This is a genomic window from Streptomyces sp. 2A115 (assembly GCF_052245575.1).
In the GTDB taxonomy this organism is placed as follows: domain Bacteria; phylum Actinomycetota; class Actinomycetes; order Streptomycetales; family Streptomycetaceae; genus Streptomyces.
Window position 1 is genome coordinate 186769 of sequence record NZ_JBQQCG010000002.1, and the last position, 23321, is coordinate 210089.

Genomic DNA, 23321 nt, shown 5'->3' on the forward strand with positions numbered 1-23321 from the left:
GATCAGAAGGAATGGTCTGCCTGGCGGGCTGAGAGAAAGCGAACTGACAACGTTGCCGGACTCGAGTGGAGGTCTACGTGCACGCAGGAACGCACCGGTTCAGACGCAGACTGCTGGCGTTGCTCGCCGCAGCTGTGAGCGCCACTGTGGGACTGGGAAGTCCCACTCTTCCGGTCGCGGCGGCCGCCGGGAGCGCGGCGGCCACGTCGTGGAACGTGACGCACAGGGCAGGAGAGCCCGGCGACGCCCTGACCGCGCATCTGCAACTCGACGACACACGAGGCACCTTGTCGCTGGGCGTACGCCGAGGCAGCACCACCGTGCTGGAACCCGCCCCGGTCGGCATCACCACCGATGCCTCCGACCTGACCGCCGGTCTGCGGCTTCGTGGCCACACCGTACGGAAAGTGACCGAACGGTACTCCACGACGACCGGCAAGCAACGCCGGCGTGTGGCCCATATGACCGAGGCGCGGTTCTCCTTCGCCAAGGACGACGGTGCCCGGCTCGACCTGGTCGTCCGTGTCTCGGACGACGGGTTCGCCTACCGCTATGTCCTGCCCGGCGACGACGAGGTGACGGTGCTCGGCGAGGCTTCCGCCTTCCAGGTGCCGGATGAAGCCGCGGCGTGGCTGATGCCGTACACGCCCAACTACGAACGGCCCCGCACCGAGACCACCGCTGCGGACGCCGCGGCAGGCGACTACGCGTACCCCTCGCTCTTCCGGGTCGGCGAGTCCTATGTCCTGCTCACGGAGTCGGACGTGGACGGTCGTTATGCCGGCAGCCGTCTCGCACACGACGCCGGAAGCGGCCGCTACAGGGTGGAACTCGCCGACGAACGCATCACCTCGGCGGGCCCGCTGGCCACCCCGTGGCGCACCGCCGTCATCGGTGACCTGGCCACCGTCACGGAGTCCACCCTCACCGACGACCTGGCGCCCGACTCCCGGGTGACGGACACCTCGTGGATCCGCCCGGGCAAGGTCGCCTGGTCCTGGCTGGCCGGCTTCGGCGCCGCGCAGCGCAGCCTGGAGACCCAGCAGCGGTTCGTCGACTACAGCGCCGCCCACGGCTGGGAGTACACGCTGGTGGACGACGGGTGGAAGACCGAGGACTGGATGCCGCGGCTCATCGAGTACGCGCAGCGGCGTGGTGTGAAGATCCTGGTGTGGATGCACTGGTCCGATCTGGACACGGCCGCCGAACGCGAGGAGACCCTGGGCAGGGTCGAGGAGTGGGGCGCGGCCGGGTTGAAGATCGACTTCATGGATTCGGATGCGCAGGAGCGTTTCCGCTGGTACGACGACATCCTTGAGGCGACCGCCGAACGGGAACTGCTGGTCAACTTCCACGGATCGACCATCCCGCACGGCATCCAGCGCACCTGGCCGCACGTCATGTCGATGGAGGCGGTCTACGGTGCCGAGCAGGGCAACGTGTCTCTCGCCGACATCACCACACTGCCGTACACCCGCAATGTGGTGGGATCCATGGACTACACACCCATGGGATTCCAGTTCGGCACCCGGAACACCTCGGAGGCCGCGGAACTGGCCCTGTCGGTCGTCTACGAGTCCGGCTTCCAGAACTTCGCCGGTTCGGTGGAGGCATACCGGTCCCGTCCGGAGCTCGAACGGTTCCTCGAGCAGGTACCGACCGTCTGGGACGAGACACGGCTGCTGTCCGGGCACCCCGGTGACGGGGCGACCCTCGCACGGCGTCACGGCGACCGCTGGTTCGTCGGCGACGTCACCGCGGCCGACGGGCCTGCCACGCGGCGCGTACCGCTGGACTTCCTCGGCGCCGGCCGCTGGCGGCTGGAGGTCCTGCGTGACGGACCGGACGGCCTGGTCCGCGACTCCCGGGTCGCCGACCGCCGCGATGTCCTGACGGTCCCCACGTCGGCGGGCGGCGGCTTCGCCGCCATAATCTGCCGTGCCCTGCCGGGCCGCACCACGTGCGACCGGCCCGTGGACCGCATGCCGTTGACCGCCCTGTCGGCCACACCACAGAAAGCGGAGGCCGACCCGGGAACGACGGTCGATGTCGAAGGCACCTTGCAGGTGGAGGACTTCGGTCCGGCGCGCGACGCCACCGTGCGCGTGAGCTCCCCGCAGGGGTGGACGGTCACAGGCGGCACCGCTCACGCCGATGAACTCGCCACCGGCGCCGCGATCGGCACACGCGCCACCGTGCACGTCCCGTCCGACGCGGCGTACGGCTACCACGACGTGGTGGTGAGCGCCTCCTACTGGGCTCCGGGCGAGAGGGCCGGCGTCCCCGCGCTGCGCCAGGAGCGAACGGTACGGGTGTTCGTCGCACCGCCGGGAGTGGACTACGTGAGCGATCTGCCGTTCGCGGAGGAGCGCAACGGCTGGGGGCCGGTCGAACGCGACACTTCGAACGGGGAAAGCGCCGGAGGCGACGGCGGTCCCCTGCGCATCCGCGGCACCGCGTACGACAAAGGCCTCGGTATGCATGCCACGGCCGAGGTGTCCGTCGACATCCGTGGCGCGTACGACCGTTTCCGGGCTCACGTGGGTGTCGACGACGAGGTCGGCGGCACGGCCACGGTCGTCTTCGAAGTGGTGGGTGACGGGCAACTGCTCGCACGGACCGAGGTGATGACCCCCGCGGACGCCGCTCGCGCACTCGACATCGACGTCAGTGGGGTGCGGCGCCTGACGCTGCGCGTCACCGACGGCGGCGACGGCATCAACTCCGACCACGCGGACTGGGCGGACGCACAACTGCGTCTGGTCACGGCTGACGCCGCCGACACCACTGAATAGCGGCACTCCGAGGGCCGGCGGCAGCGTCGGCCCTCGGGCGCCACGGCGACCGCTACGAGGTGCCCGGCGACATCCGCCGGGACGTGGAACTCACCGAGCAGATCCGGCCGGCCCTCTCGATCGCCCTGTCGCGGCTGGAGCCGTCGGCGGCTCGACACGGGATGCCGGGACCCAGGCCTGTTGATGGCCCGTACCAGGTCGACTGCGGGTGTGTTCTCCTCGTTCTCCTCACAGAAGTCGTCCGGGTGCGCCTCCAGGTCGAGGGCGATGCCCTCACGCTCGAAGAGCGGCAGCAACTCCTCGATCGAGCGCCGGAAGCCAGCCCCGCTCTGCGCTCTGGGCGCCCGAGAAGATGACGCCGGGGTCGGACGGGGCCTGGTTGAGGACCCACAGTCCGATCAGCGTGGCGAGGGTGAAGACCACGGCGATCAGGACGGCGAGGACGAGCCGGCGGCGCCTCTCGCGGCGCAGCCAGTCGCCGCGGGCCGTGCGGTAGGCGTCGGGGGCGGCTCGCACTCCGCCGGCCAGCGTCTCGAGGGCCGCGCGCAGCTCCCGTTCCGTACGGTCCCTTTCCGCGCGGTCCTGTTGCCCAGGGCCGTGTTCCGGCCGGTCCTTGTCAGCTCGGTCGGGACTGGTGTCGTTCATCGCCGTGCCTCCATCGCCTGGGTCAGGGCGGCGATGCCGCGCGCGGTGTGTGTCTTGACGGACCCGCAGGAGATCCCCATCGCGGCGGCGATCTCGCTCTCCTTGAGGCCGAGCCAGTGGCGCAGGACGAGTGCCTCGCGCTGCCGGGTGGGCAATTGCTGGAGCGCGTTGATCAGTACGCGCTGGTCGTCGTGGAGAAGGGCGGTGCTCTCGGCGGAGGCGACGACGTCGTCCGGCGGGTTTTCGACGTGTTTGCGGGCGACCTGGAGGTGGCGTATGCGCATCCGGGTCAGATTGCACACGGTGGAGCGCAGGTATGCCTCCGCCGCCTCGGTCTCGCGCAGCCGCCGCCACTTCCGGTAGAGCTGGTAGTAGGCCTCGGCCACCACGTTCTCGGGGTCGTCGGCGCCGAGCAGGACGGCCAGTCGCAGCATCGAGGCGTAGTGCAGCTCGAAGAGGCGGGCGAGAGCGGCCTCCCGTTCGAGCTCGGCCGGATCGCTCACCGTGGGGGCGAGGGCCTCGCTCGTGGCGGCGGGCTGCGGAATCAGCGGCTCGGTGACGGCCGGCTCGACGACGGCCGGAGCCGTCGGCGGCACCACAGGTATGCGCATGTGCTGTCTGCGTCTCACGGGTTGTTGGCTCCCGTCTCGGGGCGTCGCCTGACGGTCAGGCGGGCCGGCAGGTCGGTCGCGTCGGCGCCGCGCGGAACGCCGAGGCGTTCGAGGACCGCGGTGCCGACCACGGCGACGGTCAGGTTGAGCAGGAGGGCGGCCAGGCCGACGTAGATCTCCAGCGGCTGGTCGGCGGGACCGAACGGCACGATGGACGAGAACCCTTCCCGCACCACCAGGAAGGTCCCGGCCGCCATGCCCGTGGCCCACCCGGCCAGCAGCGCCCGCGGATGCAGTCGGCCGGTGAACAGCCCGACGGCCACGGCCGGGAAGATCTGCAGGATCCACACGCCGCCGAGTAGTTGGAGATTGACGGCGTCCTGGTCGCGCAGCCCGAACACGAAGGCGACCGCCCCCACCTTCGCGGTGAGCGACACCGCCTTGGCGACCCGCACCTGCCGCTTGGGCGTGGCCGTCGGATGGACGTACTCGACGTATACGTTCCGTACGAAGCTGGTGGCGGCCGCTATCGACATCACCGCGGCCGGAACCAGCGCGCCCACGGTGATCGCGCCGAACACCAGCCCGGCCAGCGGCCCCGGCATCAGCCGGTCCACCAGCATCGGCACGGCGGCCTCGGCACCCCCCTCCGGCGCCCGCACGCCCGCCGCCAGGGCCGCGATGCCGAGGAAACCGAAGAGGGCGAGCAGCCCCGTCCAGGCGGGCAGCGCGACGGAGACCTTGCGCACGGTGCGCGGGCCGTCGGCGGCGAAACCGGCGGTCAGCACGTGCGGGTACATCAGCAGCGCCAGGGCCGAGCCCAGGGCGAGCGTGGCGTAGGCGGGCTGCTGTCCGGGGGACAGGAGCAGGGGTGAGTGGGCCACGTCCGTTCCGCCGAGCCGCCGCGCCGCCCCGTCGAAGACCGCGCCGGGTCCGCCGAGCCGGTTCAGGACCAGCCAGCAGACGGCGGTGAGCGAGACGAAGACGGCCACCGCCTTGAGGGCGGAGATGACGGCGGGCGCGCGCAGCCCGTGCCGGTACGTCGCCACCGCGAGGCCCGTGAAGAGCGCGACCATGACCAGATCCCCGGCCGCGCCCCGCGGATAGAGGCCCCCGGCGGTCAGCACCGCGCGGATGCCCAGCAGTTGCAGGGCCAGATACGGCATCGTCGCGAGGATCCCGGTGAGCGCGACCACCAGCGCCAGTGGCGGCGAACCGTACCGCCCGCGCACGAAGTCGGCGACGGTGATGTAACCGTGGTGGCGGGCCACCGTCCACAGCCGCGTCAGCAGCACGAAGGCGAGCGGACAGACGATCACCGTGTACGGCACCGCGAAGAAGGCGGCCGCGCCGTTGCCGTACGCCAGTCCCGGTACGGCGGTGAAGGTGTAGGCGGTGAAGATCGTGCCGCCGAGCAGTAGCCACGTCCACACGGGGCCGAGGCTCCGGTCGGCCAGGGCCCAGCCCTCCAGAGAGGGCAGCCGGTCGCTGGGGTGCAGGCGGCGGGCGGTCACGGCGAGCAGCGATGCGCCGCCGATCACAGCGAGGAATGTCGCGGTCATCGCGCCATCCGCCATGGGTCACCGTCCTTGGTGTGCCTGAAGCCCTCGCCGGAGAGTTGCGCGGGCGGGTGGTTCGGAGGACAGAAAACCGGCGGGAAATCTTCTGGAAATCCGCTGTCAACCACTTCCGGTGGGTGGGCAACTCTTGCACAGACCCACAGCGAGCGGGAGAGGAGCACAGGTCATGGCACGGACCGGACACCACCGGCTACGGCGCGTCACGGTCGCCGTGCTGCTCCTCGCGCCCGCGGCAGGGCTGCTGTGGGTCCCCTGGTACGCCGGCGCGAGCCCGCGGCTCGCCGGAACGCCGTTCTTCTACTGGTACCAGCTCGCCTGGGTACCGGGGTGCGGGCTGTGCCTGCTCGCCGCGTACGCGCTGACCAGGAAGGAAGGCCGCGACCCCTGATCGGGTCGGTCAGGTTCGTACGTCACCCCCGCTGATCCGGGCGCGCCCGCCGCACCCCAGCCATCACCCACCACCGTCAAGGTGAGGAGCCGTCATGCCTCGAACAGTCATGCCCGAATCCAGTCTCCCGGCGCCGGAGGATCCGCAGTCCACCCGGTCCCGGATGAGCCCACGGTCGATCCTGCTGTGGAGTGCCGTCGCTCTGGCGGGCGCGGTCGGCTGGGGCGTCCTCGCGCTGGCCCGGGGTGAGGAGATCTCCGCGGTCTGGCTGGTGGTGGCCGCCCTCGGCTCGTACGCCATCGCCTACCGCTTCTACTCCCGCTACGTCGTCCGGCGCGTGCTGAAGCCGGACGACCGCCGGGCCACACCCGCCGAACGCCTGGAGGACGGCGTCGACTTCCAGCCGACCGACCGACGGGTCCTCCTTGGCCACCACTTCGCCGCGATCGCCGGCGCCGGGCCGCTGGTGGGGCCGGTACTCGCGGCGCAGATGGGGTACCTCCCCGGCACCCTGTGGATCGTCGCCGGAGTGATCTTCGCCGGGGCGGTGCAGGACATGGTGGTGCTCTTCCTGTCCATGCGGCGGAACGGCAAGTCGCTCGGGCAGATGGCCCGGGACGAGATCGGCAAGGTGGGCGGTGCGGCGGCGCTGATCGCGGTGTTCGCCATCATGATCATTCTGCTCGGTGTGCTGGCGCTGGTCGTGGTCAACGCCCTCGCCCACTCCCCGTGGGGCACCTTCTCCGTCGCCATGACCATCCCCATCGCCCTCTTCATGGGCTTCTGGATGCACGTCATCCGCCCCGGCAGGGTCGTCGAGACCAGCCTGATCGGTGTCGCCCTGCTGCTGCTCGCGATCATCGGCGGCAGCTGGATCCAGGACTCCTCGCTGGCGGACACCTTCACGCTCAGCCCGACGACCCTGGTCTTCTGCCTGGTCGGATACGGCTTCGTCGCCTCGGTCCTGCCGGTGTGGATGCTGCTCGCCCCGCGCGACTACCTCTCCACCTTCATGAAGATCGGCACCATCGCACTGCTCGCGGTCGGGGTCGTCGTGGCCGCGCCCGTGCTGCGTACGGACGCCGTGAGTGACTTCGCCTCCTCGGGCGCCGGCCCCGTCTTCGCCGGAGCGCTCTTCCCCTTCCTCTTCATCACCATCGCCTGCGGCGCGCTGTCCGGCTTCCACGCACTGGTCGCCTCGGGGACCACCCCGAAGCTGATCCAGAAGGAGTCGCAGGTCCGGATGATCGGCTACGGCGCCATGCTCATGGAGTCGTTCGTCGCGATCATGGCCCTGATCGCCGCGGCCACCCTCGAACCGGGCCTGTACTACGCGATGAACGCACCCGCGGGACTCCTCGGGACGACGGCCGAGTCCGCCTCACAGGCCGTGGCGGGCCTCGGCTTCACCATCACCCCCGACCAGTTGGCGCAGGCCGCCAAGGCCGTGGAGGAGCAGACGCTCATCGCCCGCACCGGCGGGGCGCCGACCCTCGCGGTCGGCATGTCGGAGATCTTCTCCGGGGTTTTCGGCGGCACCGCGATGAAGGCCTTCTGGTACCACTTCGCGATCATGTTCGAGGCGCTGTTCATCCTGACGACGGTCGACGCGGGCACCCGGGTCGGACGCTTCATGCTCCAGGACATGCTCGGCAACGTCTGGAAGCCCATCGGCCGGGTCAACTGGAAGCCCGGCATCTGGCTGTGCAGCGCACTCGTCGTGACCGCCTGGGGCTACTTCCTCTACACGGGCGCCACTGACCCGCTCGGCGGAATCAACCAGCTCTTCCCGCTGTTCGGCATCGCCAACCAACTGCTCGCCGCCATCGCCCTCACCGTCTGCACGACCGTCCTCATCAAGTCCGGGCGGGTGCGCTGGGCCTGGATCACCGGCGTCCCGCTGGCCTGGGTGGTCGCCGTCACCTTCACCGCTGGCTGGCAGAAGATCTTCTCCGACGACCCGCGCGTGGGCTTCTTCGCCCAGCGCGCGCGGTACGCCGACGGCATCGACGCCGGCCAGGTCCTGCCGCCCGCCAAGACCCTCGACGAGATGCAGACCGTGGTCACCAACTCCACGGTCGACGGCGTCCTGATCGCCCTGTTCCTGGTACTGGTCGCGGTGGTCATCGGCAACGCGGCGGTGGTGTGCGTACGGGCCCTGCGGTCGCCCGTTCCGCTCCCGACGACCGAGGCGCCGTACGTCGAGTCCCGCATCGACGTGCCCGAGGACGCCGCCGAGCCGTTGGTGGGTGCCCGCCCGTGAACGTCCGGCGCTGGGCGCGAGCCGTGCGCTGGTACCTGCGCGAGCTGACCGGAGAGGCGGACTACGACCGCTACTGCGAGCGCCACCGCGGCCACCACCCGAACGCCCCCGTGCCGACCCGGCGAGAGTACGAGGTGCTGCGCACGCTGCACCGGGAGACCCACCCTCAGAGCCGCTGCTGCTGAACGCACGGCCCCCGGACCGCAGGGTGCACCGGAGCTCCGTACCGGAGGGGAACCCAAGTGGCCTTGGTTGAGTTCGGTGCGGTACCGCGCCCTGTAAGGGGCGCGGGGCTGTGACATATGCGGCTCCGCCGCGGGGCGCGAGCCATCACCGGCCCGCGCACGCGGCGGAGCCGCATATCGACACAGCATCACCGTTCTTCCAGCGGAGCGCTCAGCCGGCAGCGGTCTCCGGACGAGGAAGCCGGTAGGGCTTCACCGCGCGGCGCGCGATGGCGAACCGGTGTGTTTCCGACGGGCCGTCGTAGATCCGGAACGGCCGTACTTCCCTGAACAGGCGCGCGAGTGGGGCGTCGGCGGCCGAAATGCCGAGGGCTCCGCAGATCTGCACCGACCGGTCGACCACCCGGTTCACCGCCTCCGCCACGAAGGTCTTGGACACCGACGTGAGCTGCGCGGCGGCGGCCGAGCCGGTGTCCAGCTCCCAGGCGGTGCGCAGGATCAGGGCGCGGCTCGCCTCGATGTCGATCTCGGAGTCGGCCAGCATCTGCTGCACCATACCGAGGTCGCCCAGCACGGAGCCGAACGCCATGCGGCTGCCCGCCCGTTCCAGCGCGATGTCCTGGGCGCGACGGGCGGATCCCAGCCAGCGCATGCAGTGGGTCATACGGGCGGGGCCGAGCCGGACCTGGGCGTTCTCGAAGCCGCGGTCCACGGCGCCGAGTATCCGGTCCTCGCCCACCACGCACTCCTCGAAGGCGAGCTCGCTGTGCCCGGCGAAGAGCCCCTCGTCCAGGGTCTCGATGTCCCGGACGACGCGCATGCCCGGGGTGTCGGCGTCGACCAGGAACATGGTCGCGCCGCCCGGGTCACCGGGGCTGCCGGAGGTACGGGCCATGACGATCGCGAAGGCGGCACCCTGGGCCCCGCTGATGAACCACTTGCGCCCGTCGATGCGCCACCCGCCGGGGACCCGGGTCGCGGTCGTCCGCAGGGAGCGGGGGTCGGCGCCGGCGCCAGGCGCTGGTTCGGTCATCGCGAAGCAGGAACGGGACTCACCGGCGGCGAGCGGCCCCAGATAGCGCGCCTTCTGCTCCTCGGTGGCCACCTTCTCCAGGAGATGCATGTTGCCCTCGTCCGGGGCCGCGCAGTTCAGCGCCAGCGGGCCCAGCAGGGAGTACCCGGCGGCTTCGAACACCACCGCCTGCCCGCGCAGGTCGAGCCCGTGCCCGCCCCACCGCGTCGGCACATGGGGGGCGAAGACACCTGCCTCACGTGCGGCTTTCTGCAGGGTTTCACGCAGGGCGCCGGGAGCGTCGTGCACGGACCCGCCGCACTCGCGCTCGGCCGGGATCACCACCTCGCGTACGAACTCCGTGGTGGCCGCCGCGAGTTGGGCGACAGGCGGATCTACCTCGAACTGGATGGGCACGGTTCCTCCCGCCGACGGGCGTCCGGGCATCGGCGCCCGTCGCGTCCTAGAAACTGTACAGCGTCTTCAGTATCTTGCTGGGTGGCGCTGCACACTGAAGGGCGCTTGAACCGAGGAGCACTCGACACCGAGCGGCCCTCGGCGACGGAAGAAGATCCCTATGAGCACCCAGCCGGTCCGAGTCGTCCGCCACCCCGACGGAGTCGTCGAGCTGCGGCTGGAGGATCCCGGACGGAGCAACGCCCTGGATCTCCCGACGGCCGAGGCGCTGCGGGACGCGACCGCCGAGGTGGCCGCCGATCCGGGCGGCGCGGTCCTGCTGCGGGCGGCCGGCGCCAACTTCTGCGTGGGCGGTGATCTGCGCGCCTTCGCGGGCCGGGGTGCGGAGACGAGCGCCTATGTGCACGCCGTGGCGACCGCCGCGCACGCGGCGGTGCTGGCTCTGTACGGGCTGCCCGTGCCCGTGGTGACCGCCGTGCGCGGCGCGGCGGCGGGCGGCGGGATCGGGCTCGCGCTGGTCGGAGACATTGTCCTGGCCGCACGGTCGGCGCGCTTCCGCCTGGCCTACACGGCGATGGGTCTCACCCCGGACTGCGGGGCCACCTGGCTTCTGCCGCGCCTGGTGGGCCCCCGTCTGGCGACGGATCTGGTCCTCACCAACCGGGTCCTCACGGGCGGCGACGCCGAACGGTTCGGGCTGGTCTCCCGGGCCGTCGAGGACGACGAAGTGGACGAGGCCGCGTACCGGACCGCCGCCGAACTGGCGGACGGGGCGGGCGAGGCGCTGTGCGCCGCGAAGCACCTGCTGCGTGACGGCGCCGGGGCCGGGCTGAGCCGTCACCTCGCCGAGGAGGCGCGGCTGATCGCCGGCCTGGCGGGCAGCGGTGAGGCGCAGGCGCGGATGGCGTCGTTCCTGGCCCCACGGGTGCGTGCCGGGGTGGGTGACGGCGCATCCACGCCAAGTAGTCCGGAAAGTGTTTCTTGATTACCTCTTCACTAACACCTCCGCCTGAGCGTAACCTCCGGGCAACACAGAACTGACGAACCGGGCGACAGCACCGGGGAAAAGGTGTGGCGATGCAATCTGCTGCCGTGGGCCCTACGGACGCTCTCGACGAGACCCTCACCGAAGCCGTTGTCGACCTCGTTCTGCGTGGGATGTGGCGCGGCAGGCCCGAGTCCGACCATCGCCCCTTGGTCGACGCCGGGCTGGCCATGGTGAAGGGCCCGATGGTGCTGCCGACCGAGCCCGCCAGGGCGGCCGCGTCGAAGATCCTCCGGATTCCGGCGGGTTCCCCGCAGGAGCAGCAGATCACCGCGGCGTACGAGGCCTTCCTGCCCGTCAACCGGACGCTGCGCGAGGTGTGCACGGCCTGGCAGTGCCGGCCCGACGGTTCGGTCAACGACCACACCGACAGTGTCTACGACGCCGGGGTGCGCGAGTCGCTGGAGGACGTGCACGAGGCCATCCAGCCCGTGCTGCGCAGGCTGGAAGGGCTGCCGGCGGGCAGCGGCCGGTATCTCACGGCACTGGAAGAGGCCCTTGACCGCTTCGACGACGGCGCGGCGCAGTGGCTGGCCTCGCCCCTGTGCGACTCGTACCACACCGTATGGATGAGACTGCACCAGGAACTGCTGCTGGTGCTGGGGATCAGCCGGGCGCAGGACGAGGCACTCGAAGAGGAACTGGTCCAAAGGAGCCGGGGTTGAGCATCACCGACCGCCACTCCGGCATACCCGCACAGCCGCACACCCCCAGCCACGCCCTGGTGCCCTACGGCCAGGGACGGATCCGAGGGCTGGACGCCGGTGAACTGGGCACGCACGGCATCGCCATGGACCGGCTGGTGGCCCTCGGGCTCCCAGTGGTGCCCGGACTGACGGTGCCGGCGGGCTCGGCCGCGTCGCTGTGCGAGCCGGGTACCGCCCGCGCCGCCCTGGACCTCGTCGAGCAGCTGTCGGGACGGCGGATCGGCGACCGGACCAGGCCGCTGCTGCTGCGTCTGTCGGCGAGCGCGTCGACCGAGGTCGCCGGGCTGCCGCCGGAACTCGCCTGCATCGGTATCACCCCGGCCGACGCCGATGGCCTGCGTGCCGTCATCGGCCGCGACGAGGTGCTGTACGAGGTATGGGCGGCCACCGCCCGGATGATCGCGGAGTACGCCCTTGACGTGCCCGCACCGGAGCTCGACGACGCGTCGCTCGACGCCCCTGATCCGAGGGCCCGCGTCGACGCACTGCTGTCGACGGTCGCCCGGCACGCCGAGCGGCCGTACCCGGACGACCCGGCCGAGCAGCTCGCGCTGGCCGCTCGGGCGGTGCTGGCGCGGTGGGCCTCCCCCCGGGCCAGGCGATCCCGCAAGGCCCAGCGGCTCCCCGCGGAGCTGGGCATCGCACTGCATGTCCAGGCCGTGCGCATCGGGCCATGGGACCACTCCGGCTTCGGCACGGCGGTCAGCCGGCACCCCGACACCGGCCGCTTCTCACCGCAGGGCTCCTTCTTCCGGGGCGTACGCCGCAGCGCGCCGCCCCCGCGCACGGGCGAGCCGCTGGAGAAGCTGGGCGGGAGTACCGCCCTGATCGAGCACTCGCTGCTCACCCTCGAACGTCATCTGCACGCCCCGGTCACCGTCGACTTCGAGGTGCGCGACGGCGAGATCGCGCTGCTGGCCGCCTCGGCGCAGAGCCGCCCGCCGCTACGTGCGGCGGTGTGCCTCGCCGCCGACCTGGCCGGGGACGGCGCGCTCGACCGCGACGAGGCCGTACGCCGGATCAGCCCCGCGCAGGTGCAGGAACTGCTGCATCCCCAACTCCGGCTGACCGGCGGCGAGGAGCTCCTGGTGAAGGGGCTGCCCGCCTCCCCGGGGGCCGCGACCGGCGTCATCGTCCTGTCCAGTGAACGTGCCCTCGAACTGGCCGCGGACGGCACACAGGTCGTGCTCGTGGCCCATGAGACCTCGCCGGCCGACGTCCCCGGAATGCTGGCCGCGGCCGCCGTACTGACCGGCAGCGGCGGCATCGCCTCACATGCCGCGGTCGTGGCGCGCGGCGCGGGCAAACCCGCGGTGTGCGGCGCCGAGGGCCTGCGCGCCGACCGGGCCGCCGGCACCGTACACATCGGGGAGCGGGTGCTGCGCGAAGGCGATCCCGTCTCGCTGGACGGCCGCACCGGCGCCGTCTACGCGGGGACGCTCAGCGTCAGCGTCGCCGGACCCCCGCCCGAACTGTCCACCCTGCTGGAGTGGGCGGACGGCATGCGCCGACTGGGTGTACGGGCCAACGCCGACACCGCCGCCGAGGTGAGCACCGCCATCGCGCTGGGCGCGGAGGGCGTCGGGCTGTGCCGTACGGAGCACCAGTTCCTCGGCGACCGGCTGCCGCTGATCCGCCGGGTGATCCTGGCCGCCGACCCCGCGGCCCGCGACGAGGCGCTGCTGGCACTGGAACAGGCCCAGCACGAGGACTTCACGGCTCTGCTCACCGCGGTCGGCAACCGGCCGGTGACCGTACGCCTGCTGGACGCCCCGCTGCACGAGTTCCTGCCCGCCGCCGGGGAGGCCGGCGACGCCGCCGAGGAGCAGCGGGCCGCCGCACTGCGTGAGGCGAATCCGATGCTCGGGCTGCGCGGAGTACGGCTGGCGCTGCTGCACGAGCGGCTCTACCCGGCACAGGCCGAGGCGCTCTTCACCGCCTGGGCCGATGTCGCCGCCACCGGGGTCAGGCCCGAGCTCGAGGTGATGATCCCGCTCGTCAGCCTGCCGGAGGAACTGGCCGCCGCGGCCGCGTACGTCCGGGGTGCCGCCGACGCGGTCGCCGCACGCACCGGCGTGGAGGTCCCGTACCGGCTCGGCACGATGATCGAGACACCGCGCGCCGCGCTGCTGGCCGGCGAACTCGCCGAACACGCTGAGTTCTTCTCGTTCGGCACCAACGACCTCACCCAGCTCACCTACGGATTCTCCCGGGACGACGTCGAGCGCCAGGTGCTCGCCTCCTACATGGAGCGCGGATTCCTGACGGCCAGCCCGTTCGCCCGGCTCGATCCGCGGGGGGTTGGCGCCCTGATCGCCCTGGCGGTGGAACGGGCCCGGAGCGTACGCCCCGGCATCAAGCTGGGCGTGTGCGGCGAGCACGGCGGCGACCCGGAGTCGATCGCCTTCTGCGACGGTCTGGGCCTCGACTACGTGTCCTGTTCCGCGCACCGCGTGCCGGTCGCCCGGATGGCGGCGGCGCACAGCGCCGTGCGGGAGCGGCATGACGACAGCGGGAGCGCACGATGACGAGCACTGCGACCGACGGCACGGCTTTGTCGGATGCCGAACTGGACGACCTGCGCGAGACCGTACGGACGGTGTGCGCGGACGTCGGCGGCACCGCCGCGGTGCGCCGACTCTCCGAGCAATCCCCGGGCATCGACGCCAAGTTGTGGGACACCCTCGGCCGGCAGGTGGGCCTCGCGGCCCTCGGCCTGCCCGAGGCGGCCGGAGGCATCGGCGGCCTCGCCGAGATCGCCATGGTCTGCGAGGAGCTGGGCCGGACGTTGACGCCGGTACCGCTGCTGTCCTCCACCGTGCTCGCCGGGCAGGTACTGGCCGGTTGCGGCACGGCCGACGAGGCCCTGGCGGAGCTGGCCGAGGGCAAGGTGCACGCCCTGGCGGTGGCGGCGCCCGACGGGGCATGGCGGCCGGACGCCGTACCGGTGGCCGTCACCTGGCGGGGCGGCGTCCCACTGCTGGACGGCACCGCTCCGTTCGTGCTGGACGGTGCCGACGCCGAAGGTCTGGTCGTCGCCGCGGCCGGGGCCGACGGCCTGGACCTCTTCCTCATCGACCCGCGCGAGCCGGGGGTGACGGTCCGCCGGGTACCCACCCTGGACCTCAGTCGCGGACAGGCGGTGGTCTCCTTCTCCGGTGCCCGCGCCCGGCCCCTGACCGCAGGGGGCGAGGGGACGGACGTCGTCACCCGCGCCCTGGACGTGGCCCTGGTGGCCCTGGCCGCCGAGCAACTCGGCGGCGCACAGGCCGCGTTGGACCTGACGGTGGCCCATGTACGGGAGCGCACCCAGTTCGGCCGGGCCATCGGCGGCTTCCAGGCGGTCAAGCACACCTGTGCCGACATGCTGCTCCAGGTCGAGGCCGCACGGTCGGCGGTGGTACGCGCGGTCCGGGCGGCCGACTCGCCCGGGGCGGCGGCCGAAGCCGCGGCGGTGGCGCAGGCGTGGTGCGGCGAGGCGTTCGTGTTCGTCGCCGCCGAGTGCGTCCAACTGCACGGCGGCATGGGCTTCACGTGGGAGCACGACGCACACCTCTACTTCCGCCGCGCCCAGTCCGACGCCGTCCTGCTGGGCGGCGCCGCGCACCACCGGGAACGGCTGGCCGGGCTGCTGGGCTGGTGACTTCGCCCGAGGGCACAGCACCACCGCACGACTACCGTGCAGAAAAGGGCAGGACGGCATGATCACCAGACTGATTGACGAGGCCCTGTTCGAGGGCGTGAATCCACCGCGCCTCACGGGCGCGCGCTGCTCCGGGTGCGGCACCGTGGTCTTCCCCCGGCAGGACTCGTGCCCCAAGTGCTCGGACGGGGCCATGTCCGCGCATGTGCTCCCGGTGAGCGGGACGGTGTGGTCGTGGACGCTGCAGGCGTTCGCGCCCAAGCCGCCGTACCGACCGCCGACCGAGGGCTACCAGCCGTACCACGTGGGCTATGTGGATCTCGGCGAGGTGCTGGTCGAGGCGCGGCTGGAGGTTCCCCGCACCGAGATTCGGATCGGGCTTCCGGTCCGGCTCACCATGGTGCCCGCGTACCACGACGAGGACGGGACCGAGGTGCTGACGTTCGCGTTCCGCGCGCACTGGGAACCGGGCGTGGAACCGAGCCGGGCGGGGGAGCGATGAGCCGAAGCGACGAGGTCTATGTCGTCGGATGCGGGATGCATCCCTTCGGCCGCGACGAGACCGTCACCGGAATGGACATGGCCGAGCGGGCGGTACGCGAGGCGCTGGCCGACGCGGGTGTCGCGTGGGACGACATCGGTTACGCGGTGGGCGGCTCCGACGTGTCCGGCAAGCCCGACACGCTGGTGGGCCGACTGGGCCTGACCGGTGTGCCGTTCGTCAACGTGCAGAACGGCTGCGCGACCGGCGCCTCGACGGTCCTCACGGTGGCCAACGCACTGCGCGCGGGCGAGGCCTCGCTGGGGCTCGCCGTCGGCTTCGACAAGCATGAACGCGGCGCGTTCCACGTCTCCGCGGCTCGCTACGGACTCGGTGAGTGGTACGCCGAGACCGGGATGATGCTGACGACGCAGTTCTTCGCCCTGAAGACCCAGAGGTACCTGCACGAGCACGGGATCTCCGAGCGGGCGCTGGCGAAGGTGGCCGCGCGGGCCTTCCGCAACGGCTCCAAGCACCCGCTGGCCTGGCGGCGCAAGGAGCTGACGGAGGAGGAGATCCTCGACTCCGCCGAGGTCAGCCCACCCCTCACCCAGTACATGTTCTGCTCGCCGGGGCAGGGTGCGGTGGCGCTGGTCCTCGCCCTCGGCGACCGTGCCTTCGACCTGTGCGAACGGCCGGTCAAGCTGGCCTCGTTGGCCTTCAGGACCAGACGTTTCGGCTCGTTCGAGGTGTTCTCGCCCTGGCTGCCGCCGGGACCGCACCGCAGCCCGAGCGTCGATGCCGCGGAGGCGGTCTTCCGCACGGCGGGGCTGCGGCCGGCGGACGTACAGGTCGCCCAGTTGCAGGACACCGACAGCGGCTCCGAACTGATCCACCTCGCGGAGACCGGACTGTGCGGCCACGGCGAGCAGGAGGAGCTGCTGGCCTCCGGAGCCACCGATCCGACGGGCCGGATCCCGGTCAACACCGACGGCGGCTGCCTGGCCGGCGGCGAGCCCGTCGGCGCCTCGGGGCTGCGCCAATTCCATGAGGTCGTACGGCAGTTGCAGGGCCGGGCACCAGGCATGCAGGTGCCGGGCGGTCCCCGGGTGGGATTCACCCATGTGTACGGGGCTCCCGGCATCAGCGCCTGCTCGGTCCTGACGGTATGAAAGGTGGCATGCACGCCATGCAGCACGACACCAGAACCGCGCTGGTCACCGGCGGTGCGCGCGGACTCGGAACGGAAATCTGCCGTCAACTGGCCGACCGGGGGCTACGGGTCCTGGTGGCGGCCAGAAAGCGGGAGGCAGCCGAGGAGGCCTGCCGCGGCATCGGCCCGGCGGCGGTACCGCTGGCCCTGGACGTGGCCTCCGCCGCGAGCGTCACCGAAGCGGTACGCGAGGCTGTGGGGCGCTTCGGGACGATCGACGTCCTCGTCAACAACGCCGGGGTCAGCCTCGACGCGTCGCGGACAGTCCTGGACCTCGACGAGGACACCTTGCGCACCACGCTGGACACCAATCTGGTGGGCGCCTGGCGGCTGGCCGAGGCCGTCGTCCCGGGCATGGTGAGGACCGGATACGGACGGGTCGTCAACGTCACCAGCGCGTACGGTTCGCTGGCACTGATGGACTCCGGCCGCCACCCGGCGTACCGCGTCTCCAAGACCGCGCTCAACGCCCTGACCCGCATGCTCGCGGCCGAACTGTCCGGCACGGGCGTCCTGGTCAACGCCGCCGACCCCGGCTGGACCCGCAGCGGCATGGGCGGTCCGTCCGCCCCGCGCGGTCCGGAGGAGGGGGCGGACACCCCGGTCTGGCTGGCCACCCTTCCCGAGGGCGACGAGACGACGGGCGGGCTGTTCGCCGACCGCAAACCACTGCAGTGGTGAACCGCCCCCTCCTGGAGGGTGCGCCCCGGGCCTGTCCCGGACAGTGCGCCTCAGGCTTGTGAGGTGGCCGGCTTCTGCTCGGCGGTGACGATACGCAGCGCCAGCGACCTGACCGCCTCCTGTACGGACCGGGAGGGCAGCTGGGACAGCGGCCCTCCTTCCGCGCGCAACGCGGTGACCAGCATGGTCGTACTGATCAGGGTGCGGACCGCGAGCGCCTGCGCCGCGTGCCGTGACTTGGCCGCCCGGGGACTGCGAGTGGCACCCTCGGGCAGATAGTCGTACGCCCGCTGGACGTGCCGTTGCTCGAACTCGTCCCGCAGCGCCTTGACGTTGCCGTTGGCGGAGGCGATCTGCACCTGGTACAGCCGGGCTTCTTCCGGGTTCTGCTCCACCCAGTCCCACACCGCGTCGATGACCCGCAGCAGGCTCTCCGCATCACCTGGCTCGGACTCGGGCCGGGCCGCCTCCACGACCGCGTTCAGCTGGTCGAAGACCCGCCGCATGGCGAGTTCCAGCAGCTCGTCCTTGCCGTCGAAGTGGTAGTAGACGGCCGTGGGCACCACTTGGGCCTCGTCCGCGATGTCCTGGATGCTGGTCTCCGCGAATCCGTTGCGGCCGAACACCCGCACGGCGGCGGTGATGATGTGCTGCCGTCGTGAGGGTCGGTGGGCGGGCTGCTTGCCGTTCTCCGTAGTGGCCATCATGCTCCCTGGCGGCTGCCGCGACCCGCGTCTGTGGGCCCTGTTCACTGACCATGCTATCCAGTAACTCCGTCAGGCCGACCCCGTAATTCCTGCTGCGCGTGTGCCGTCGGAGCATCAAGATCCCGGCATACTTGACACCATGACGACATCCGGGACCCGCGCCGCGCACCGCCCCTCGCGCAAGCAGTGGGTGATCGAAGCAGCCACGGAGCTGTTCGCCACCCAGTCGCCGGACGAGGTGACGGTGGCCGACATCGCCGCTCGTGCGGAGATGACCTCGGCAGCGGTGTACTACCACTTCTCCTCCAAGGACCAGGTCCTGGTGGCCGGCATGAGGGTGTTCGCCACGGCGCTGCGCGAGCAGCTGCTGGCGCTCACGGAGGCCCACCCGCCCGGCTCGGACATCGGATCGGCCGTCACCACGCTGGTGGCCTGGCTGGGTGAACACCGGTCCGCCGCCACGGTGTTCTTCGTGTCCTCGGCCGGCATGAGCCAGGAGGCGGAGGCGCTGCGCCAGGAGAGCCGGACGCAGCTGCTGGAGGAATTGGTGCGACTGATCCGCAAGGCCCGTGGGCCGGTCTCCGAGGCGGAGGCGGCGGTGATCGCCCTGGGCCTGCTGGCGTTGCTGGAGACCGCGGCGAACTCGCAGGTCCGGGGAGACGACGTCTACCGCTCGCTCGGGCACCGCTCCTTCGTCCGCGAGATCGGCCGCCTCGCCGAGCGGATCGCCGACCCGGCGGCCGAATAGCCCCTCGGCCCTGGGCCCCCCGGCCCAGGGCCGAGGGGCCCAGAATCCCTCCGCCCAGGATCAGACCAGCAGCCGGAGCGGCTTGCGCAGCAGGTCACCGACCGTGCGCAGGTACTCGGCCGCGGGGGCCCCGTCGACGGCACGGTGGTCGAAAGTGAGGCTCAGGGTGAGCACCTGTGTCCGCAGCGGCTTGTCGTCCGCCCACTCGACGCCGTCCCTGAGCCTGCCCACGCCGAGGATGGCGACATTGCCCGGGTTGACCACGGGGGTGAAGAAGTCGACCCCGTATCCGCCCAGCGAGGTGACGGTGAAGGTGGCCCCTTCCAGCTGGGCCGGGGAGATCCGCCCCTCTCGTGCGGCCTCGGCCAGGACCTTCGACCGGCGGGCGATCTCGGGCAGCGGCAGCGCCGCCGCGTCCTCGATCACAGGGACCATCAAGCCGCCCGGAACGGCCACCGCGAACCCGAGGTGGATGTCGCCGAGCAGGTGGACCCCGTCCTCCCGCACCGTCGCGTTGAGCAGCGGGTGCTCGTGCAGGGCCAGTGCGGCGGCCTTCAGCAGGAAGTCGTTGAGGCTGGGCACCGGCAGGTCGCTGTCGGCCCATTCCTCCTTGAGCCGGGCACGCAAGGACACGACGGCGTCCATCCGCACCTCGTAGCCGTGCGTCAGCTGTGCCATCTCCTGGAGGCTGGCGTGCATCCGGCGGGCGATGGTGCCGCGCATACCGGTGAGCGGGATGACATCCCCCACCTGAGGCGCGGTGGCCGCGCGGGGCGCCGGGCGGGCGGCGGCCGGTTCGGGCGTGCCGGGGACGGCGTCGAGGTCGGATCTGCGAATCCGGCCGCCCGCACCGGTGGCCCGTACCTGGGAGAGGTCGATGCCCCGCTCCTTCGCCAGTCGGCGAACCAGTGGCGAGACGGGGACGACGGAGTCGCCGGACAGAACGGAGGGCGCCGGTGCCGTCGGTGCCGCCGGGGAGGCGGCAGCGGCGGCGAGGAACTCCTCCACGTCCTCGGAGACGATCCGGCCGCCGGGCCCGGTGCCGTGTACGACGGTGAGATCGACGACGGCCTCGGCCGCCACCCGGCGGGCGTTCGGGGAGGCCAGGAGCCGGCCCCCGGAGCCGTTCGGCGCGGCGCTGCCATTGAGGGCGAGCGCGGCGGAGGAGGCGTCCACAGTCGTGGGCGGCGCAGCCGTACCCGTGGCCCCGGATTCGGCGGGCATCGGCGAACCGGCCAGGTCCGACGGCTGCTCGCCCTCGGCCAGCAGCCAGCCGATGAGCGCCCCGACAGGGAGTGTCGTACCGGCCGGGACCGTGGGATGGAACATCCCCCCGGCCTCCGCCTCGACGTCCACGTCGACCTTGTCGGTGGCCAGCCGCAGCAGTGCGTCGCCCTCCGAGACAGCGGCTCCGGTGGGCACGAGCCACTCGTCGATCGTGCCTTCCTGCATGGTCAGGCCAAGCTTCGGCAGGAGAACCTCGACGGCCACTTCGTCACGACCTTTCGAGGAGACGGCGGCAGCCCTGCGCGATGCGGGCGCGGTCGGGGACGTACGCCTTCTCCAGCACCGGGGAGAACGGTACGGGGGAGAAGGGGGCGCCGATGCGCAGGATCGGCGCGTCCAGGTGGTCGAAGGCCGCGTCCTGGATCTGGGCGGCGATCTCCGCGCCGAGCCCGCCGAAGGTGACGGCCTCGTGCACCACGAGGGCCCGGTTGGTGCGGCGGACCGAGGAGAACATGGTCTCGGTGTCCAGGGGCTGGACGGTCCGGGGGTCGATCACCTCGATCTCGATGCCCTCGGCGGCGAGTTCCTCGGCCGCCGCGAGGGCCTCGCCCACCATGCGGCCCAGGGCGATGACGGTGACGTCGGAGCCCTGGCGCGCGGTGTGGGCCTGCCCGAGTGGGATCCCGTAGATCGGCTCGGGCACCTCTCCCTTGCTGCCCAACAGGACCTTGTTGAGCATGACGACGACCGGGTTGTTGTCCCGGATCGCCGAGACCGTCAGGCCCTTGGCGGTGTACGCGTCGGACGGCATGACGACCTTGAGGCCGGGCACATGGGCGAGCCAGGCCTCCAGACTCTGGCTGTGCTGGGCTGCGGCGCCCAGGCCCGCTCCGGAGGCGGTGGTGATGGTGAGCGGCACGGAGAGGCCGCCGCCGAACATGTACTTCATCTTGGCGGCCTGGTTGACGATCTGGTCGAGGCAGACGCCGATGAAGTCCATGAACATCAGGTCGACGACGGGGCGCAGACCGCGGGCGGCGGCGCCCACGCCGAGCCCCACCAGCGCGGCCTCGGAGATCGGTGTGTCGATCATGCGCCGCGGGCCGAACTCGTCGAGCAGGTTGTCGAACATACGGAAGACGCCGCCGTATCCGGCCACGTCCTCACCGGCGACGAAGACGTTCTCGTCCTCGCGCATGGCCTGCGCCAGTCCTTCGTTGAAGGCCTTGACGTAGGTCAGTTTGCGGTCCGTGGCGTCCGGGGTGGCAGTGGGTGCTTCGGTGATGGTGGTCATGGTGGTCACCCCGAGTAGACGTTGAGCAGCAGGTCGGCAGTGTCGGGCAGCGGGCTGGCCTCGGCGTACGCGATGGCCTCGGCGATCTCGTCGCGGGTCCGCTGCCAGGTGTCGTCCAGCTCCGCGCGGGTGGCGGTGCCGTCGGCGAGGGCCCGGGCCTCCAGCAGGTCGATCGCGTCGCGGGCCTTCCACTCGTCGACCTCCTCCTGCGAGCGGTAGGGGTGGCGCAGCCCCTTGACGCCCTGGTGGTCGTAGAAGCGGTAGGTCTTGGCCTCGATCATCATCGGGCCCTCGCCGGCCCGGGCACGTGCGACGGCCTCGGCGGCGGCTTGGTGGACGGCGGCCGCGTCCATGCCGTCGACGATCACGCTGGGCATGCCGTAGGACGCCGCCCGGTCGGCGACATCGGTGATCAGCATGTGCTTCGACTGGGGCGTGAACTCGGCGTAGCCGTTGTTCTCGCAGATGAACAGCACCGGCAGGCGCAGGATGGCGGCCATGTTGGCGGCCTCGTGGAAGCTGCCGATGTTCGTGGCGCCGTCGCCGAAGAAGGTGACGGCGACGCTGTCCTCGCCCTTGTACTGGGCGGCGAAGGCGGCGCCGACGGCGATCGGGATGCCGGCGCCGACGATGCCGTTGGCGCCGAGCATGCCGAGGCTCAGGTCGTTGATGTGCATGCTGCCGCCGCGACCGAGGCAGGCTCCGGTGACCCGGCCGTACAGCTCGGAGTACATGTGCTTGAAGCTGACACCCTTGGCCACGGCGTGCCCGTGTCCGCGGTGGGTGGAGGTGATCTGGTCGTCGTCGCGGAGCGCCGCCATCACCCCCGCGGCCACGGCTTCCTGGCCGACGTACAGGTGCAGGAAGCCCGGCAGCTTGCCGGCCTCCATGAGCTTTCCCGCCTCGGTCTCGAACAGCCGGATGCGCACCATGCGCTCGTGCAGGTCCCTGATGACCTGCGCGGATGCCTGGTGTGTGGCCTTCGCGGCCGACTTCCGCGGTGCCTTTTGAACCATCGTCCGCCCCTTCGCCCCGTTGCGAGGTTTCCAACCGATCGGACTTTCTAGTGCCGGTCTACAGTAACCAGCAGGGCGCACCTTACTGAAGAGGTTCTCTAATTACTATGGGCCGGGCTCAACCGGTCTCCCGGCTGTCTCCGCGCCGGTCCACCAGTTCGAGGACATTGCCCTCCGGATCCGCCCAGAAGCTGATCCGCCGGTCCCGCGCCACCACCACGATCGGGGACGACAGTGGCCGGGCGCCGGCGGCCGGCAGTGCTTCGACGACCGGCGCGATGTCGTCGAAGTGGAACGTGACGTAGGACAAGCCGCAGCGTGCGGTCAGCGGTACGGCCGACGGTCTCGCAGCCGCGCCCACATCCGCAGCCACGCCCGCATCCGCATCCGCATCCGCCCGAAGCCGTATCAGCTTGATTCGGCCCCCGGACGGCACCTGAAGCCAGACGACCAATAGCGGCCCGCCCAAGCCGGCCGGGCCGCCGATCGCGTGCGGGATGTGTGAGTGGTGCACCGGGACGCAGCCGAGCACCTCGCGATAGAAGTGCTCCAGCGCCTCCAGGTCACGCACCACGACGCCGACCTCGAAGGGTTGGGTCATCACCGCTTCCGGGGGCGCCTGGGCCGGCTCGGCCATCTCGTCGGCCACTGGACTCCCTCCCG

21 protein-coding genes and 1 pseudogene are annotated in these 23321 nt (G+C 71.5%); 12 read left to right on the forward strand and 10 right to left on the reverse strand.

Translation table 11 applies throughout. The features are described 5' to 3' along the window. The first annotated feature begins 77 nt into the window (after positions 1 to 77). The gene (locus ACTWQR_RS02400; protein WP_443225169.1) at positions 78 to 2795 is read left to right on the forward strand and encodes a glycoside hydrolase family 97 catalytic domain-containing protein; all 2718 of its coding nucleotides are present in this window, start codon (positions 78 to 80) and stop codon (positions 2793 to 2795) included. Positions 2796 to 2968: 173 nt separating this feature from the next. Here ACTWQR_RS02400 and ACTWQR_RS02405 read toward each other — a convergent pair. The 4 genes and pseudogenes from ACTWQR_RS02405 to ACTWQR_RS02420 form a co-directional block, all read right to left on the reverse strand. Next, positions 2969 to 3130, reverse strand: a pseudogene (locus tag ACTWQR_RS02405) (sugar phosphate isomerase/epimerase); the annotation flags it as partial. Further along, positions 3069 to 3440, reverse strand: a complete 372-nt coding sequence (locus tag ACTWQR_RS02410) for a hypothetical protein (protein ID WP_443225170.1) — start codon at positions 3438 to 3440, stop codon at positions 3069 to 3071. The pseudogene ACTWQR_RS02405 and the gene ACTWQR_RS02410, both read right to left, overlap by 62 nt. Further along, on the reverse strand, positions 3437 to 4069 hold the full coding sequence (locus tag ACTWQR_RS02415) for a SigE family RNA polymerase sigma factor (RefSeq protein WP_443225171.1): 633 nt from the start codon (positions 4067 to 4069) through the stop codon (positions 3437 to 3439). The genes ACTWQR_RS02410 and ACTWQR_RS02415 overlap by 4 nt, the downstream gene beginning before the upstream one ends. Continuing rightward, positions 4066 to 5628, reverse strand: coding sequence for a sodium:solute symporter family protein (locus ACTWQR_RS02420; RefSeq protein ID WP_443225172.1), 1563 nt, complete (start codon positions 5626 to 5628; stop codon positions 4066 to 4068). Before ACTWQR_RS02420 ends, ACTWQR_RS02415 begins: the two co-directional genes overlap by 4 nt. A 169-nt stretch (positions 5629 to 5797) precedes the next feature. Here ACTWQR_RS02420 and ACTWQR_RS02425 point away from each other — a divergent pair, with 169 nt between their 5' ends. The 3 genes from ACTWQR_RS02425 to ACTWQR_RS02435 all read left to right on the forward strand — a co-directional run bounded on the left by ACTWQR_RS02425 (position 5798) and on the right by ACTWQR_RS02435 (position 8467). Further along, complete coding sequence (locus tag ACTWQR_RS02425) at positions 5798 to 6019, forward strand: DUF3311 domain-containing protein (RefSeq protein ID WP_443225173.1); 222 nt, start codon at positions 5798 to 5800, stop codon at positions 6017 to 6019. A 109-nt stretch (positions 6020 to 6128) separates the two neighbouring features. Next, complete coding sequence (locus ACTWQR_RS02430) at positions 6129 to 8282, forward strand: carbon starvation CstA family protein (protein ID WP_443225295.1); 2154 nt, start codon at positions 6129 to 6131, stop codon at positions 8280 to 8282. Then, positions 8279 to 8467 carry a YbdD/YjiX family protein gene (locus ACTWQR_RS02435; protein WP_443225174.1) on the forward strand — a complete coding sequence of 63 codons (189 nt, stop codon included), beginning with the start codon at positions 8279 to 8281 and terminating at the stop codon, positions 8465 to 8467. The genes ACTWQR_RS02430 and ACTWQR_RS02435 overlap by 4 nt, the downstream gene beginning before the upstream one ends. Positions 8468 to 8678: 211 nt before the next feature. Here the strand turns inward: ACTWQR_RS02435 and ACTWQR_RS02440 are convergent, their stop codons facing one another. Then, entirely contained in the window at positions 8679 to 9896 is a 1218-nt protein-coding gene (locus ACTWQR_RS02440; RefSeq protein WP_443225175.1) for an acyl-CoA dehydrogenase family protein, read from the reverse strand. A gap of 160 nt (positions 9897 to 10056) precedes the next feature. On the opposite strand from ACTWQR_RS02440, the gene ACTWQR_RS02445 reads away from it, so the two are divergent. The 7 genes from ACTWQR_RS02445 to ACTWQR_RS02475 all read left to right on the forward strand — a co-directional run bounded on the left by ACTWQR_RS02445 (position 10057) and on the right by ACTWQR_RS02475 (position 17666). Continuing rightward, entirely contained in the window at positions 10057 to 10881 is an 825-nt protein-coding gene (locus tag ACTWQR_RS02445) for an enoyl-CoA hydratase/isomerase family protein (RefSeq protein WP_443225176.1), read from the forward strand. 92 nt (positions 10882 to 10973) lie between these two features. Continuing rightward, the gene (locus ACTWQR_RS02450; RefSeq protein WP_443225177.1) at positions 10974 to 11606 is read left to right on the forward strand and encodes a hypothetical protein; all 633 of its coding nucleotides are present in this window, start codon (positions 10974 to 10976) and stop codon (positions 11604 to 11606) included. Continuing rightward, the gene (locus ACTWQR_RS02455) at positions 11603 to 14176 is read left to right on the forward strand and encodes a putative PEP-binding protein (protein ID WP_443225178.1); all 2574 of its coding nucleotides are present in this window, start codon (positions 11603 to 11605) and stop codon (positions 14174 to 14176) included. The genes ACTWQR_RS02450 and ACTWQR_RS02455 overlap by 4 nt, the downstream gene beginning before the upstream one ends. Continuing rightward, the gene (locus ACTWQR_RS02460) at positions 14173 to 15291 is read left to right on the forward strand and encodes an acyl-CoA dehydrogenase family protein (RefSeq protein WP_443225179.1); all 1119 of its coding nucleotides are present in this window, start codon (positions 14173 to 14175) and stop codon (positions 15289 to 15291) included. The genes ACTWQR_RS02455 and ACTWQR_RS02460 overlap by 4 nt, the downstream gene beginning before the upstream one ends. 58 nt (positions 15292 to 15349) lie before the next feature. After that, complete coding sequence (locus ACTWQR_RS02465; protein WP_443225180.1) at positions 15350 to 15793, forward strand: Zn-ribbon domain-containing OB-fold protein; 444 nt, start codon at positions 15350 to 15352, stop codon at positions 15791 to 15793. Continuing rightward, positions 15790 to 16944, forward strand: coding sequence for a thiolase family protein (locus tag ACTWQR_RS02470; RefSeq protein WP_443225181.1), 1155 nt, complete (start codon positions 15790 to 15792; stop codon positions 16942 to 16944). Before ACTWQR_RS02465 ends, ACTWQR_RS02470 begins: the two co-directional genes overlap by 4 nt. An 8-nt stretch (positions 16945 to 16952) precedes the next feature. Beyond that, positions 16953 to 17666 carry an SDR family NAD(P)-dependent oxidoreductase gene (locus tag ACTWQR_RS02475; RefSeq protein ID WP_443225182.1) on the forward strand — a complete coding sequence of 238 codons (714 nt, stop codon included), beginning with the start codon at positions 16953 to 16955 and terminating at the stop codon, positions 17664 to 17666. Between the two features lie 50 nt (positions 17667 to 17716). On the opposite strand, the gene ACTWQR_RS02480 is transcribed toward ACTWQR_RS02475, so the two are convergent. Beyond that, complete coding sequence (locus ACTWQR_RS02480) at positions 17717 to 18373, reverse strand: TetR/AcrR family transcriptional regulator (protein ID WP_443225183.1); 657 nt, start codon at positions 18371 to 18373, stop codon at positions 17717 to 17719. A gap of 139 nt (positions 18374 to 18512) precedes the next feature. Between ACTWQR_RS02480 and ACTWQR_RS02485 the strand changes: the two genes are divergently transcribed. Next, positions 18513 to 19121, forward strand: coding sequence for a TetR/AcrR family transcriptional regulator (locus ACTWQR_RS02485; RefSeq protein ID WP_443225184.1), 609 nt, complete (start codon positions 18513 to 18515; stop codon positions 19119 to 19121). Between the two features lie 60 nt (positions 19122 to 19181). Here the strand turns inward: ACTWQR_RS02485 and ACTWQR_RS02490 are convergent, their stop codons facing one another. From ACTWQR_RS02490 to ACTWQR_RS02505, 4 genes are all read right to left on the reverse strand, one after another. Next, positions 19182 to 20612, reverse strand: coding sequence for a 2-oxo acid dehydrogenase subunit E2 (locus ACTWQR_RS02490; RefSeq protein WP_443225185.1), 1431 nt, complete (start codon positions 20610 to 20612; stop codon positions 19182 to 19184). A 4-nt stretch (positions 20613 to 20616) separates the two neighbouring features. Then, positions 20617 to 21642: an alpha-ketoacid dehydrogenase subunit beta gene (locus tag ACTWQR_RS02495; protein WP_443225186.1), complete on the reverse strand. Its 1026-nt coding sequence runs from the start codon at positions 21640 to 21642 to the stop codon at positions 20617 to 20619. A gap of 5 nt (positions 21643 to 21647) precedes the next feature. Then, positions 21648 to 22658 carry a thiamine pyrophosphate-dependent dehydrogenase E1 component subunit alpha gene (locus tag ACTWQR_RS02500; RefSeq protein ID WP_443225187.1) on the reverse strand — a complete coding sequence of 337 codons (1011 nt, stop codon included), beginning with the start codon at positions 22656 to 22658 and terminating at the stop codon, positions 21648 to 21650. A 118-nt stretch (positions 22659 to 22776) separates the two neighbouring features. Continuing rightward, the gene (locus ACTWQR_RS02505) at positions 22777 to 23307 is read right to left on the reverse strand and encodes a VOC family protein (RefSeq protein ID WP_443225188.1); all 531 of its coding nucleotides are present in this window, start codon (positions 23305 to 23307) and stop codon (positions 22777 to 22779) included. Positions 23308 to 23321: the final 14 nt, after the last annotated feature.